The organism is Pelagibius sp. CAU 1746 (assembly GCF_039839785.1).
In the GTDB taxonomy this organism is placed as follows: Bacteria; Pseudomonadota; Alphaproteobacteria; order Kiloniellales; family Kiloniellaceae; genus Pelagibius.
The window spans coordinates 2,116,810-2,130,044 of sequence record NZ_JBDOQT010000001.1 but is presented as its reverse complement, the minus strand read 5'-3'; the positions used below and the strand labels follow the sequence as shown (position 1 = coordinate 2,130,044).

Genomic DNA, 13,235 nt, shown 5'->3' with positions numbered 1-13,235 from the left:
ACGGCAAGCTACTCTTGCCCGGTGGGTGCGGTTAACCGCCGCGGAACAGCGCCCCCCGCGCGCGACTCCAAGGTTAACCGCGCTTCTTGAGGGGGTATGAGGCGGCTTTTCCTGTGGAAAAACCGGGCCTAAGCGCGTAAAACCGGCGGTCCGACAACATCAACGATACCTGAGAGTTAAGAAAGAGGACCGTCATGGCCACCCCCTGGGCGCCCGATAGCTGGCGCAGCAAGCCGATCCGGCAGGTGCCGGACTACGCCGACAAAGCCGCGCTGGAGCGTGTGGAGCAGCAGCTCTCCAACTATCCGCCGCTGGTTTTTGCCGGCGAGGCCCGCCGGCTGCGCGCGCAGCTGGCCCAGGTGGCGGAAGGCAAGGCTTTTCTGCTCCAGGGCGGCGACTGCGCGGAAAGCTTCGCCGAGTTCCACCCGAACAACATCCGCGACACCTTCCGGGTGATGCTGCAGATGGCGGTGGTGCTGACCTTCGGCGCCGGCTGTCCCATCGTGAAGGTGGGCCGCATGGCCGGCCAGTTCGCCAAGCCGCGCTCGGCGCCGACGGAGACCATCGACGGCGTCGAGCTGCCGAGCTACCGCGGCGACATCATCAACGGCATCGAGTTCACCAAGGACGCCCGCGAGCCGGACCCCGAGCGCCTGGTGCGCGCCTACAACCAGGCCGCCGCAACGCTGAACCTGCTGCGCGCCTTCGCCCAGGGCGGCTTCGCCGACCTGCACAAGGTGCACCAGTGGAACCTGGAGTTCGTCTCCGACGGCGCCCAGGGCCAGCGTTACGACGAACTGGCCGGACGCATCGACGAGGCGCTGAACTTCATGCGCGCCTGCGGCATCGAGCCGGCGACGGTGCCGGAGCTGCGCGAGACCGACTTCTACACCAGCCACGAGGCGCTGCTGCTGTGGTACGAGCAGGCGCTGACCCGCACCGACAGCCTGACCGGCCAGTGGTACGACTGCTCGGCCCACATGCTGTGGATCGGCGACCGCACCCGCGACCCGGCGGAGGCGCACGTCGAGTTCATGCGCGGCATCTGCAACCCCATCGGCATGAAGTGCGGCCCGACCACGGACCCGGACGATCTGATCCGCCTGCTCGACACGCTCAATCCGAAGAACGAGGCCGGCCGCCTGACCCTCATCGCCCGCATGGGCCACGACAAGGTGGCCGAGCACCTGCCGGCGCTGATCCGCGCCGTCGAACGCGAGGGCAAGAAGGTGGTGTGGTCCTGCGATCCCATGCACGGCAACACCATTAAGTCGGCCAGCGGCTACAAGACGCGGCCCTTCGACCGGGTGCTGGCCGAGGTGAAGAACTTCTTCGCCGTGCACCGCGCCGAGGGCAGCTACGCCGGCGGCGTCCACTTCGAGATGACCGGCCAGGACGTCACCGAGTGCATCGGCGGCGCCCAGGCGATCAGCGACGAGACGCTGGGCGACCGCTACCACACCCACTGCGACCCGCGCCTCAACGCCAAGCAGTCGCTGGAGCTGGCCTTCCTCATCTCCGAGGCCCTGAAGGACGAGCGCATCGCCCGCCAGAACGGCGACAGCGACAAGGTCGCCGCGGCCTCCTGAGCGTCACCCCGGCTAAGCGTCATCCCCGGCGGCCCGCCCTGCGGCCGCCGGGCAGCCGCTTCGCCGGCACCGCCCAGGCGCCTCGCCGGCACTAGCGGCCGGTACGGCGGAGCCCGGATTGCCTTGCTGGTTGATATTTGCAGACCTGCCAGTCGCCCTGCGCTCTGGTCCCAGCGGGCGCCTTCGCGCTAGACTTCGTCAAGCAGCCCGGCGAAAGATGACGGAGGCTGCAGCTTTCGGAAGGAAGAGCCATGCCCGAAGGCCCCAGCCGGCCCAAATCCCCTGAAACCGAGGCGGAGGGGTTGACCGCCTGCGGCGTCGGCTGGCCGACCGCCGAAGCCGACATCTCCGCCTGGACCGACGTCTACTTCAAGCGCACCCGCAAGGCGGTCGAGCGCTTCGGCGATATCCAGGCCACCTACGCCATCTTCATGCGCCGCCCGGTCATCTCCGCGCCGCGCCTGGCCCTCGACTGGCTGGCCGACATCGGCCGGCGCCGCGGCGTCAGCTTCGAGATCGACCTGCGCTATCCCGAGGGCAAGTGGGTCGGCGCCGGCGAGCCCATGTTCTACGTCACCGGCCCGCTGTCGCAGCTCTCGGACCTGGAGACCCTGCTGCTGCAGAAGCTGGGGCCGGCCTGCGTGGCCGCCTACAACGCCTATGCCATGTGCGCGGACCTGCCCAAGGTGGCCTTCCTGGCCATGGACGCGCGGCACTGCGCGGGCACGGAGATGGCCGAGTTGATGGCCTATGCCGCCTCCGTGGGCTCGGAGCGGGCGCGCCGCAAGGTCGGCGCGGTCGGCTTCATCGGCAACGCCACCGACGCCACCGCCCACTACTTCGGCCTCGACGCCGGGCGCGGGACCATGCCCCACGCCTTCATCGGCTACGCCGGCTCGACCCTGCGCGCCGCGGAAATGTACGACGAGACCTTCCCCGACGAGCCCATGACTGTGCTGGTCGACTACTTCGCGCGCGAGGTGACCGACGCCCTCACCTGCTGCCGGCGCTTCCCGCGCCGCGCCGCAGCCGGCAGCCTGGCAGTGCGCATCGACACCCCCGGCGGCCGCTTCATCGAGGGCCTGGACCCGCCGGAATCCTATGCGGTGCTGGAGCGCAACGCCCCCGGCGCCCTGCGCGGCTACCGCTCCGACGACGAGTTGCGCTACCTGGTCGGCCCCGGCGTCTCCGCCGCCGCCGTCTGGCGCATGCGCGAATGCCTGGACCGCGAGGGCTTCAACAAGGTGAAGATCGTCGCCTCCTCCGGCTTCGGGCCAGCCAAGTGCCGCCTCATGGCCGAGGCCAAGGCTCCGGTCGACGTCATCGGCACCGGCTCCTACCTGCCTTCGAAGTGGTCGGAAACCTACGCCACCGCGGATGTCGTGGACTACGACGGCGTGCCGCGGGTGAAGGTCGGGCGCGAGTTCCTGTTGCGCCGCTAGGCCGCATCCCGCATAACCCGGCCCATGACGCACACCACCGCCAACGACTCTCGCGTCGAGGAACTGATCGGCAACTTCTCCTTCCTGGACGACTGGGAAGACCGCTTCCGCTACGTCATCGACCTGGGGCGCAAGCTGGAGCCCATGGACGAGGCCCTGAAGACGGAGGAGACCAAGGTGCGCGGCTGCACCAGCCAGGTCTGGATCGTCGACGAGGTCCGCCCCGGCACGCCTCCCACCCTGCACTTCATCGCCGACAGCGACGCCCACATCGTCAAGGGGCTCATCGCCGTGCTGATGGAGATCTACGACGGCCGCACGCCGGAGGAAATCCTGGCGGTGGACATCAAGGGGGCCATCGGCCAGCTCGGTTTCGAGCAGCACCTGAGCCCCAACCGGGCCAACGGCCTGTTCTCCATGGTCGAGCGCATCCGCGCCCTGGCCGCCAAGGAAGCTCAAGGGAAGGCCTGAAAGCCGCCGCCGGCGCCCGGCGCAAAGCTGGGTTGCTGCGCGCCGTCTTGCCGCTCCCCCTCGGGGCAGGGTAAGTATCTGCCATGGCTGACGCTCTGAAGATCGCGCTCGCGCAGTGCAACCCCACCATGGGCGATATCGCCGGCAACCTGGCCCTGCTGCGCAAGGCGCGGGCCGAGGCCGCGGCGGCAGGCGCCGATCTGGTGGTCGCCTCGGAGATGGTCATCACCGGCTACCCCACCGAGGACCTGGTGCTGAAGCCGATGTTCCTCGACGCCGCCCTCAGCGCCATCGAGGCCCTGGCGCAGGACACCGCCGACGGCGGCCCCGGCATGATCGTCGGCGGCCCCTGGCGCCAGGACCCGAACGCCAAACCGCCGCTGTTCGGCAAGGTCTTCAACACCGCCTATGTGCTGGACGGCGGCAAGGTGGTCACTCACCGCACCAAGCACGAGCTGCCGAACTATGGCGTCTTCGACGAGAAGCGTGTCTTCGGCGCCGGCCCCCTGCCGGGCCCGGTGAACTACCGCGGCGTGCGCCTGGGCGTCATGGTCTGCGAGGACATGTGGCTCCCCGACGTCAGCGAGTGCCTGGAGGAGTCCGGCGCGGAGATCCTGGTGGTCATCAACGGCTCGCCCTTCGAGATGGACAAGATCGAAGAGCGCATGCAGCTCGCCGTTCAGCGCGTCACGGAAACCGGCCTGCCGCTGATCTACGTGAACCAGGTCGGCGGCCAGGACGAGCTGGTCTTCGACGGCGCCTCCTTCGCCCTCAACGCCGACCACGGCCTGCCGGTCCAACTCCCCGCCTTCGAGGAGGCGCTGGAGGTGGTCGAGTGGCGGCGCGGCGACGATAGCAATGGCGGGGGCTGGGCGGCGGCGGCGGGACGCCAGGTGGCGCCGGACAGCGATTTGGAACTGGCCTATCGCGCGCTGATCCTGGGCCTGCGCGACTACGTGAACAAGAACCGCTTTCCGGGCGTCATCCTGGGACTTTCCGGCGGCATAGACTCGGCGCTGACCGCCGCCGTGGCGGTCGACGCACTGGGGCCGGAGCGCGTGCACAGCGTGATGATGCCCTCGCCCTACACCAGCCAGGAAAGCCTGGACGATGCCGCGGAAGCCGCGCAGTTGATGGGCATCGAGATCGACAGCGTCTCGATCGAGCCGGCCATGAAGGCCTTCGACGAGATGCTGCAACCGATCCTCAACGGCTATGCTGCCGATACGACGGAAGAGAACATCCAGGCGCGCTCGCGCGGCCTGACCCTGATGGCTGTCTCCAACAAGCTCGGCTACATGGTGCTGTCGACGGGCAACAAGTCCGAGGTCTCGGTCGGCTACGCCACGCTCTACGGCGACATGGTCGGCGGCTTCAATCCCATGAAGGACCTCTACAAGACCATGGTCTTCGAGCTGGCGCGCTGGCGCAACCAGGCGCTGCCGCCGGGCGCGCTGGGCCCGGCCGGGCGAGTCATCCCGGAGCGCATCATCACCAAGCCGCCCTCGGCCGAGCTGAAGCCCGACCAGAAGGACGAGGACAGCCTGCCGCCCTATCCGATACTGGACGACATCCTGAAGGGGCTGATCGAGGGCGAGGAAAGCGTCGACGTCATCGCCGCGCGCGGCCACGACCGTGAACTGGTGAACCGCGTCTGGCACATGCTGGAGCTGGCGGAGTACAAGCGCCGCCAGGCCTGCCCCGGCGTGAAGATCACCCGCCGCGCCTTCGGCAAGGACCGCCGCTATCCGATCACCAACGCCTTCCGCGGCCCCGCGTAACGCGAGCTGCGCAGCGGCACCGCGACCTTACGGGAGCCCCCTTGCCGCTCGCCCGCAAGGGCGAAGCGGGGGCGCTTCCCTGCGCGAAAAAAGGCCCCGGCAAGTCGGAGACTGCCGGGGCTGAGGTAAGGGGGATGTGACGACGTGACCGTTGCCTGGAGCCTAGAGACTTGGGGGAACCCTGGAACTCCCGGTCACTGGAGCATCCGCTCAGGCGGCTTCGGACGCCTGAGCGGTGCGGCGGACGCCTCGTAGCTTATCGGCCACGTCTTCGGCCAGCTTCGGGCGAAACTTCAAAGAGATACGATTCGTCGTGGCGCTCACCACTTCGCCTTCCAGGCGGTTGCCGTGTCCGTCGATCTGCAGCACGGCGGCAGCGCCGATCTGGAAGTCGCAGCCATTGGCGCGGATCGCCGCGCCCGAAGGCGAGATGTCCACCATGCGAGCGCTAATGGTTTTTCCGTCGATAGTCAGCATGCAAGAAGCGTCGGTTTCCTCGCGCACTTCCTTGCGGCGGTCGGCGTGGCGGATGCGATCGATGAAGACCTTGGACTGTTCATCCAGTTCCTGCGCCTTGCCGCGCACGTCTTCGGAAGCGGAAGTCACCTTGCCGGCGCTCTGCCGGGTTTCCGCCGCCGCCGCGGAGACCGATTGCATGGCTTCCAGCACCGCTCCAACGCCCGTCGAGGTCTCGGCAACGCTGCGCGAAATCTCCTGGGTCACGGAGGTCTGTTCCTCGATGGCCGAAGCGATGGCGCCGGAGGCCTCCCCCATCTGCCCGATGGCCCTGGAAATATCGTCGATCTGATTGCCGACGCCGGAGGTCGCTTCCTGGATGGCCCGGACATGGCCCGCGATCTCTCCCGTGGCGTTGGCCGTCTGCTGGGCCAAGGACTTCACCTCGCCGGCGACGACCGCGAAACCCTTCCCGGCCTCTCCGGCCCGAGCGGCCTCAATGGTGGCGTTGAGGGCCAGCAGGTTGGTCTGCTCGGCAATCTCCTCAATCAGCCGGACGATGCCGCCGACCTTCTCCGCCGCCTCGTTGAGCCCGCCGACACTGTCGGTCATGGTCGCCGCCTTGGTCACGGCGGCATCGGTCACCCTTGCGGCGTCGCTCACCTGGGACGCGATCTCCCCGATCGAGGCGGAAAGCTCTTCCACGGCAGCGGCCACGGTCTGGGCATTGGAGTTGGCCTCCTCGGCGCCGTTCTTGGCGGTATCCGCCTGCTGCGCGGTTCCTTCGGAGTTGCTTTGCAGCCCCTCGGCTTCCGCCGAAAGGCCGGCGGAGGACTGCGACAGAGCGCCGATGATGCCCGCGATCACGTCGCCGAACTGATCGGCCAGGTCGTTGAGGCGGCTGGAGAAGTCGGCGTCCTTCTCGGCCAGGTAGACGGAGATGGCAAGGTCCATGTCCAAGGAGATCGCCTTGTCGATCGACTGGATCAGCTTGCTCGCCTTCGCCAGCCGCCCTTTGCCGTTGAAGCTCACCGCGCCCGCCGCCGCCTCCTTGAGGACCGCGGCGATCAGGGCCTGCTTGATCAGGCCGTAGCCGCCGATGTACCAGCCCGGCTGCAGGCCCAGTTGGCAGTGCGCCTTGCCGATGCGCGCGACGGAGTCGAAGTACTCGTCGTCGAACTTTCCGGAGAACATGCGCATCCAGTGTTTCGCCTGGGCCTCGCGGGCGTGGGCGGCGTGGGCTTCGTTGACGAACATGGACCGTAGTTCGTCTTCCTCGCCGATGTGGCGGTAGAAGTCGTCGAGGATCTGCGGAATCAGCTTTTCGACCGTCGGACGGAATTCACTCAGCAAGCTGCGCGCCTCTTGGTCGATACGAAGGTACTCAAGCTTCTTGGCGCGCGACTGGGACTCGGACATATCATTCTCCTGGCAAAATATCGGCGACCGCCGTCTAAATCCGTCTTTCCGGCAAACAGGCTCTCAGCCACTCGGCGGAGGCTTCCGCCCTTTCAATCCCGCATCGACTCAACCATTGGCAGCACTCCACCGACGATTGAGTTGCGTGTATTTCGGATCACTTTGCAATCTTTGGGTCATTTCCTAAAAAACTTCTTAATTGTCTTGTTTAGTTATATAAACCAACTAACTATAGGTAGATGTTCTCTGCGGGAAGTACTCCTTCCGGCAGTTGCCCACGCCGGCCAGAAAGCCCCCGTTCGACGGAGAGGTCTTTGCGGTGACCGCCGGGAGTGATACCTAGGGACCGTCCGGGCCGCCCGCCGCTTGTGGGGCGGCGGCTCTTTCCCGCCGGCCGGCCGGACGGTCAGACCGGCACCATGAATTCGCAGCACCGCGGCCCCGCCGCTCCCGTCTCGCCCGAGGCCCTGGTTGACGCTGAAAGTCCGTTTCGCCCCCAGTCCCACCGGTCTGCTGCACGTCGGCAACGTGCGCCAGGCGCTGATCAACTGGCTCTTCGCCCGCGCGGGCGGCGGACGCTATCTGCTGCGCATCGACGACACCGATACGGAGCGCTCGACGCCCGAGTTCGCCGCCGCCATCGAGCGGGACCTGCTGTGGCTGGGCCTGACCTGGGACGAGAAGGCGGTGCAGTCCGAGCGGCTGGAGCGCTACAGCGCCGCCGCCCAGCGCCTGGAGGCCGCCGGGCGGCTCTACCCCTGCTACGAGACGCCGGAGGAACTGGGCCTGAAGCGCAAGGTGGCGCTGGCCGCAGGCCGTCCGCCGATCTACGACCGCGCCGCCCTGGGCCTGAGCGACGAGGACAGGGCGAAGCTGGAGGCCGAAGGCCGCCGCCCGCACTGGCGCTTCAAGCTGGAACCGGGCGAGATCGCCTGGGACGACCTGGTGCGCGGCCCCGTCTCCTTCCAGGGCGAGAACCTCAGCGACCCGGTGCTGATCCGCGAGGACGGCCGGCCGCTCTACACCCTGACCTCCGTGGTCGACGACGTCGAACTGGCGGTCACCCACGTGCTGCGCGGCGAGGACCATGTCGCCAACACCGCCGTGCAGGTCCAGCTCTTCCAGGCGCTGGGGGGTGCCGTGCCGACCTTCGGCCACCTCTCCCTCATCGCCGGGGCCGGCGGCGAGTCCCTCTCCAAGCGCCTCGGCAGCCTCTCCCTCGCCTCGCTGCGGGAGAGCGGCCTGGAGGCCATGACCCTCAACTGCTACCTGGCGCGTCTGGGCACGCCCGACCCGGTGGAGCCCCTGCCGGACCTCGCAAGCCTGGCCGAGGGCTTCGACCTCTCGCGCTTCGGCCGGGCGACCCCCAAGTTCGACCCCGCCGAGCTGGAGCACCTGAACGCCCGCCTGCTGCACGTCACGCCCTTCGAAGCCGTCGCCGAACGCCTGCCCGAGGGCTTCGATACCGGTCTCTGGGCCGCGATCCGTCCCAACCTCACCCGCCTCGCCGAAGCCGCGGTGTGGCAGAACATCTGCCGCGGCCCGGTGATCCCGCAGGTCGAGGACGCCGGCTTCGCCCGCCAGGCCGCCGAGCTGCTGCCGCCGGAGCCCTGGGACGAGACCACCTGGGGCGCCTGGACCGGGGCGGTGAAGGCGGCCACGGGGCGCAAGGGCAAGGCCCTCTTCCTGCCGCTGCGCCTGGCGCTGACCGGGCTCGACCACGGCCCCGAGCTGAAGGCCCTGCTGCCGCTCATCGGCCGCGAGCGGGCCGAGGCCCGGCTGGCCGGCAAGACGGCCTGATCCGTTGCACTTGACCCCAATGCTCTTGACCTGGGCCCTGAGCGCCGTAAAGTCCGCCCCATGACGATCCGGATCGCCCTCTGTCCCGCGCGATGTCTGCCCTGCCCGGCCTGAAGCCGCCGGCAGACCCCTTCGCGTGGCCCGGATAAGCCCGGCCACCCCTTCCCAGACGATCCGGACTTCTTCCCCCAATGACTTCCATTGACCTGCAGTTTCACAACACGCTGACGCGCAAGAAGGAGCGCTTCGCGCCGCTCGATCCCCAGAACCTGCGCATCTACGTCTGCGGGCCGACGGTCTACGACCTGGCGCACATCGGCAACGCGCGCCCCGTGGTGGTCTTCGACGTGCTGTTCCGTCTGCTGCGCCACGTCTACGGCGAGGCCCACGTCACCTACGCGCGCAACATCACCGACGTGGACGACAAGATCATGCAGGCCTCCAAGGAGACCGGCGAGCCCATTGAGTCCGTGACCGCGCGCACCACCCAGGCCTACCACGACGACATGGACGCCCTGGGGGCCCTGCGCCCCACGGTGGAGCCGCGCGCGACCCAGCACATCGCCCAGATGATCGCCATGATGGAGGCGCTGATCGCCAAGGGCCACGCCTACGCCGCCGAGGGCCACGTGCTGTTCTCCGTGCCCTCGATGGACGACTACGGCGCGCTCGCACGCCTGGACCGCGACGCGTTGATCGCCGGCGCCCGGGTCGACGTGGCGCCCTACAAGAAGGACCCCGCCGACTTCGTGCTGTGGAAGCCCAGCAACGACGACCAGCCGGGCTGGGACAGCCCCTGGGGCCGCGGCCGCCCGGGCTGGCACATCGAGTGCTCGGCCATGTCGGCGGAGCACCTGGGCGAGACCTTCGACATCCACGGCGGCGGCCTGGACCTGGTCTTCCCGCACCACGAAAACGAAATCGCCCAGAGCCGCTGCGCCCACGGCACGCAGATCATGGCCAAGGTGTGGATGCACAACGGCTATGTCGTGGTGAACGGCGAGAAGATGTCGAAGTCGCTGGGCAACTTCTTCACGGTGCGGCAGTTGCTGGAAGAGGGCTTGCGCGGCGAGGCGATCCGACTGGCGCTGCTCTCCGGCCACTACCGCGCGCCGCTCGACATCACCCGCGAGAAGATCGCCGAGTGCAAAGGCCAGCTCGACCGCCTCTACGGCGCGCTGCGCGGCCTCGACGCCCGCGCCGGAGCAGACGTGCCAGCCAAGGTGCTGGCGGCACTGGCCGACGACCTCAACACGCCTCTCGCCATCGCCGAGCTGCACGAGATCGCCACGGCGCTGCACAAGGCGACGGACGAGACGGAGAAGCGGAAGCTGGCAGGATCGCTGCTGGCCGGCGGCCATTTGCTGGGCCTGCTGGAAGGCGACGCCGAGGCCTGGTTCAAGGGCGAGAGCGCCGCAGGCGGTCTGTCAGCCGACGACATCGAGAAGCTGATCACGGCCCGCGCCGAGGCCCGCAAGGCTAAGGACTTCGCCGAGTCAGACCGCATCCGCGACGAGCTGACCGCGCAGGGCATCGTCCTGGAAGACGGCCCCGCCGGCACCACCTGGAAACGCGCGAACTAGACCGGACCTAACCGTCCCATGAACCCTCGGGTCAAGCCCGAGGGTGACGACCCGGTCTTGGGCGCACTGCCTGGATTGAGGGTACGCACTGGCGCCCCTTCCTCCCCCACCGTCATGCTCGGGCTTGACCCGAGCATCCATTGTGCCGCCAACTCCTGGACGTGCAGTACTACGTCTACATCCTGGCCAGTGCGCCCAACGGAACCCTCTACATCGGAGTGACGAACGACTTGGTGCGCCGTGTCTACGAACACCGCGAGGCGCTGGCCCACGGCTTCACCAAACGGCACGGCGTGAAAACTCTGGTCTACTACGAGATCCACGACAGCCCGGAGCAGGCAATCCGAAGAGAGAAGGCCCTGAAACGCTGGAACCGTGACTGGAAGATCGCTCTGATCGAGCGCGACAACCCGCAGTGGGTCGATCTCTGGGACGGCCTGAGCGGCTGACGAATGGACCCTCGGGTCAAGCCCGAGGGTGACGATTGGGTGTGGGACACGCATCTGCACCTCGCCTACCACCACCGTCATGCTCGGGCTTGACCCGAGCATCCATTCCGATGAAGCGCTCCCTAGCCGGCAGCCTTGGCCGCTGCCGCCTCCCGACGCCGCTCCAGCCATTCCACGATCGCTGCCGCTGCAATTCCGAGGGGCAGCGTCAGATACCACCCATAAGCGGCCACCAGGATGCCCATCCCCAATACAGAAAAATTGAGCCCTCTGGCCCAGAAAGGCGGGTTGGGCAGAACGATATTCACAATCAGCAGCAGGAAGCCGTAGGACCCACCGATAAGCAGGTGCTCGATCACAACCGTCGAGCAACCAGCAACAAGTGCGCGGCCCAACAATGGCTCACAGCGCAAGCGCCAGCCGAAGCTCCAAACCACGACATAGGAGATGGCAGCCGCAATGCCGGCGGCCAGGCTGAAAGTTAGTCGGATCGCGAGAGCTTCGGAGAACGATCTGCCCGAGTGAGGGATCCCATGAAGCACCATGGCGGCCAAAACCGCAATCACTGCAGCGCCCGCGAAAATGGCTGCTCCCAGAAAGACGCTCCTGGAAACAATCGCCATGCCCCCTACTCCGCCGCCTTGGCCTGGTCGCCGGGGATGGGCTCGCGCATGGTGACGAACTCTTCGGCCGCCGTGGGGTGGATGCCGACGGTGGCGTCGAAGATCTGCTTGGTGGCGCCGGCCTTGATGGCGACGGCCATGCCCTGGACGATCTCCGGTGCGTCGAGGCCCACCATGTGGACGCCGACCACGCGCTGGCTGTCCTTGGCGACGATCAGCTTCATCATGGTCTTCTCGTCGCGGCCCGAGAGGGTGTGTTTGAGGGGGCGAAAGGTCGAGCGGTAGATGTCCAGCTCTCCATGCCGTTCGCGCGCCTGCAGCTCGGTGAGGCCGACGGTGCCGACCGGCGGATGGCTGAAGACGGCCGAGGGCACGTCGGCGTGGTCCATGGCGCGCGGCGTGCCGCGGTAGACCGTGTCGACGAAGGCCATGGCCTCCTGGATCGCGACGGGGGTGAGGTTGATGCGGTCGGTCACGTCGCCAACGGCGTAGATGTTGTCGACCGAGGTTTTGGAGAATTCGTCGACCTTGATGGCGCCGTTCTTGGCCAGCGCCACGCCGACCTCCTCCAGGCCCAGGTTGTGCACGTTGGGGCTGCGCCCGGTCGCCGCCATGACCAGGTCGCACTCGATCTCCGAGCCGTCGGAGAGGTGGACCAACAGGTCCTTCTCGCGCTTCTCGATGCGCTCGATTGTGGTCTCGACGATAAGGTTGATGCCCTTCTTGACGATCTCGCCGGCCAGGGTGTTGCGGATGTCGTCGTCGAAGCCGCGCAGGATCTGCGGGCCGCGGTAGATTTGTGTCACCTCGCTGCCCAGGCCGTTGAAGATGCCGGCGAACTCCACGGCGATGAAGCCGCCGCCGTTGATCACCACGCGCTTCGGCAGTGCTTCCAGGTGAAAGGCCTCGTTGGAGGAGATGCCGTGCTCCCAGCCCGGCTCCATGGGGAAGGTCGGGGTGCCGCCGGTGGCGATGAGGATGGTCTCGGCGGTGAAGGACTTGTCGCCCACCTCCACGGTATGGGCGTCCAGCAGACGGGCGTGGCCGTGGAAGAACTCGACGCCGGCGGTCTTTAGCAACTTCTCATAAATACCTTCCAGGCGGTCGATCTCCTGGTCCTTGTTGGCGATCAGCCGCGTCCAGTCGAAAGACGGCTCGGGCACGCTCCAGCCGAAGCCGGCGGCATCCTCGAAGTCCTCGTGGAAGTGGCTGGCGTAGGACAGCAGCTTCTTGGGTACGCAGCCGCGGATCACGCAGGTCCCGCCGTAGCGGTAGGATTCCGCGATGGCCACCTTCGCCCCGGTCGCCGCAGCCATGCGCGCGCCCCGGACCCCGCCGGAGCCACCGCCAATGACAAAGAGATCGTAGTCGTGCCCGGCCATAATTTATCCTTCGGTCTGTCCGCCGCCCCTGACTGAGCCTGGGCCCGCCAGGCAACCATCCGCCGGAAGGCCGGGTCGAGTCCGCGCCTGCCTAGAGATCAATCTAGGCAGGCCTACGCTGCACCGCAACCGCACGGGAGGCTTCGGCACGGCGGAGGGGCCCTTTAACCATAGAAAACGAGAGGGTTTGCCGACTCCGGGAAGAGCGCAACCCTCGGAAGATAGGGCCGAAGTCTCAGA

The 13,235-nt window shown here is 67.5% G+C and carries 10 protein-coding genes; 7 read left to right on the top strand and 3 right to left on the bottom strand.

What is annotated here, in order from left to right:
• The first annotated feature begins 194 nt into the window (after positions 1-194).
• The 4 genes from AAFN88_RS09995 (at position 195) to AAFN88_RS09980 (ending at position 5,283) form a co-directional block, all read left to right on the top strand.
• Complete coding sequence (locus AAFN88_RS09995) at positions 195-1,589, top strand: class II 3-deoxy-7-phosphoheptulonate synthase (RefSeq protein ID WP_347520149.1); 1,395 nt, start codon at positions 195-197, stop codon at positions 1,587-1,589.
• A gap of 251 nt (positions 1,590-1,840) precedes the next feature.
• Positions 1,841-3,031 (top strand): nicotinate phosphoribosyltransferase, encoded by a 1,191-nt coding sequence (locus AAFN88_RS09990; RefSeq protein ID WP_347520148.1) that lies wholly within the window; start codon positions 1,841-1,843, stop codon positions 3,029-3,031.
• Positions 3,032-3,055: 24 nt separating this feature from the next.
• On the top strand, positions 3,056-3,502 hold the full coding sequence (locus AAFN88_RS09985; RefSeq protein ID WP_347520147.1) for a SufE family protein: 447 nt from the start codon (positions 3,056-3,058) through the stop codon (positions 3,500-3,502).
• Between the two features lie 83 nt (positions 3,503-3,585).
• A complete protein-coding gene (locus AAFN88_RS09980; protein WP_347520146.1) occupies positions 3,586-5,283 on the top strand; it encodes an NAD+ synthase in 1,698 nt (565 codons plus the stop codon).
• Between the two features lie 210 nt (positions 5,284-5,493).
• Here the strand turns inward: AAFN88_RS09980 and AAFN88_RS09975 are convergent, their stop codons facing one another.
• Positions 5,494-7,158, bottom strand: a complete 1,665-nt coding sequence (locus tag AAFN88_RS09975) for a protoglobin domain-containing protein (RefSeq protein ID WP_347520145.1) — start codon at positions 7,156-7,158, stop codon at positions 5,494-5,496.
• A gap of 471 nt (positions 7,159-7,629) precedes the next feature.
• Between AAFN88_RS09975 and gltX the strand changes: the two genes are divergently transcribed.
• The 3 genes from gltX to AAFN88_RS09960 all read left to right on the top strand — a co-directional run bounded on the left by gltX (position 7,630) and on the right by AAFN88_RS09960 (position 10,990).
• Complete coding sequence (gene gltX, locus AAFN88_RS09970) at positions 7,630-8,958, top strand: glutamate--tRNA ligase (protein WP_347520144.1); 1,329 nt, start codon at positions 7,630-7,632, stop codon at positions 8,956-8,958.
• A gap of 200 nt (positions 8,959-9,158) precedes the next feature.
• On the top strand, positions 9,159-10,541 hold the full coding sequence (cysS, locus tag AAFN88_RS09965) for a cysteine--tRNA ligase (RefSeq protein WP_347521653.1): 1,383 nt from the start codon (positions 9,159-9,161) through the stop codon (positions 10,539-10,541).
• A 140-nt stretch (positions 10,542-10,681) separates the two neighbouring features.
• The gene (locus AAFN88_RS09960; protein WP_347520143.1) at positions 10,682-10,990 is read left to right on the top strand and encodes a GIY-YIG nuclease family protein; all 309 of its coding nucleotides are present in this window, start codon (positions 10,682-10,684) and stop codon (positions 10,988-10,990) included.
• Between the two features lie 122 nt (positions 10,991-11,112).
• Here AAFN88_RS09960 and AAFN88_RS09955 read toward each other — a convergent pair whose 3' ends face one another.
• Together AAFN88_RS09955 and gor are read right to left on the bottom strand one after the other, a co-directional pair.
• Complete coding sequence (locus AAFN88_RS09955; RefSeq protein WP_347520142.1) at positions 11,113-11,613, bottom strand: hypothetical protein; 501 nt, start codon at positions 11,611-11,613, stop codon at positions 11,113-11,115.
• Between the two features lie 5 nt (positions 11,614-11,618).
• A complete protein-coding gene (gor, locus tag AAFN88_RS09950) occupies positions 11,619-12,995 on the bottom strand; it encodes a glutathione-disulfide reductase (RefSeq protein WP_347520141.1) in 1,377 nt (458 codons plus the stop codon).
• Positions 12,996-13,235 lie beyond the last annotated feature (240 nt).